The 1,146-nt window shown below is 53.3% G+C and carries 1 protein-coding gene; it reads right to left on the bottom strand.

Features of this window, described 5'->3' with window-relative positions; genetic code table 11:
- Nucleotides 1-13: 13 nt before the first annotated feature.
- A partial coding sequence (locus V6C07_RS12395; RefSeq protein WP_333536785.1) for an IS4 family transposase occupies nucleotides 14-1,146 on the bottom strand: 1,133 nt, incomplete at its 5' end.

The following is a 1,146-nucleotide window of genomic DNA, read 5'->3' as shown; positions in this document are numbered from 1 at the left end:
CATTGCTGTCCGGCTAAGCACCCAATTCTAATAGGCTGAGATGTTGAAGATTATCTTTTCTTCGCCGTCGTGGATTCAGGAGTTCTTCCAGAGACGCCGAACCGAGCAGGTTGAGCTGGATGAGTTGGAAAAGTTGCTGCACGGACATCCCGATGCGGCTGAGGAATTTTTGGTACGCCAGCAGCAGGTACACCGTCAGGGCCGTGTAGACTTGAATCAGTACCGCGTTTTCCGAGTTGCCGACAAAGGTCTTTATGCGCAGATTTTGTTTGATTTCCTTGAAGAAAAGCTCGATTTGCCAGCGGTCTTTATAGATGTCGGCAATGGTTTTTGGCGAGAGCCGGAAGTTATTGGTTAAAAACTCGTAATGTTTTCCGGTTTTCTGGTCGCGGTAGCCAATACGCCGCAGCCGCAGGCCTTTTCCCCGACTGACGACCTCAATGATGTGATCGGAAGTGACACCGGTCCCCCGGCGCACCGGGCGGCGCTCCAAAAGCTTATAAACGGCGTTGCGTTTGAGGCGGGTCACGAAAAAGATGGCTTTTTCCTCAAGGGCTCGAAACCAGGGGTAGCTGATGTACGCCTTGTCAAAAACCACTATGGAGGCTTTGGGCAGTTCCAGGGATTGAGCCATACGACTTTCATGTGTTTTGGCGTCGGTGACGGTTACGAAAGCCGGGATATGCCCGTCATGGTCCAGCAGGGTGTGCATTTTGACGCCGCCTTTGGCTTGGCGGAACGAAGCCCATGGGAAGAGCGAAAGGCAAAGCTTGATGGTGGTAGCGTCCAAGCTGAACAGCTTGGATTTGAAGCGAAATTTGTGCTTCGGAGTTTTTGTCGCGCACAAGCCGTACATTTCGGCGAACAGGTCATGAAAAAAGCCCACGGGCCGGGAGTTGTTCGCATCAGCGAACGTTGAGCGGGCCACGTTTTTCAGGCCCCAGTGGTACAAGCGGTTCCCGGCTGCGGCCAGGCAACGCAACCCATCGCGCATGGAGCGCCTTGCGGCAAGCTGTATGAAGGCCATGGCGGTGAACTGCTCCTTGAAGCCGAATTTGCGTGAGGCCCGCCCTACTTTGTGCCGGTGTTCGAGCTTTTGAAAAACATGTCTGGGAATCAGAGATAGCATCTGGGAGAAAAGTGTAT

This window comes from Desulfovibrio sp. 1214_IL3152 (genome assembly GCF_036763055.1).
Lineage (GTDB): Bacteria > Desulfobacterota > Desulfovibrionia > Desulfovibrionales > Desulfovibrionaceae > Desulfovibrio.
The sequence above is the reverse complement of the archived record's forward strand: the minus strand, read 5'-3'. Positions and strand labels throughout refer to the sequence as shown.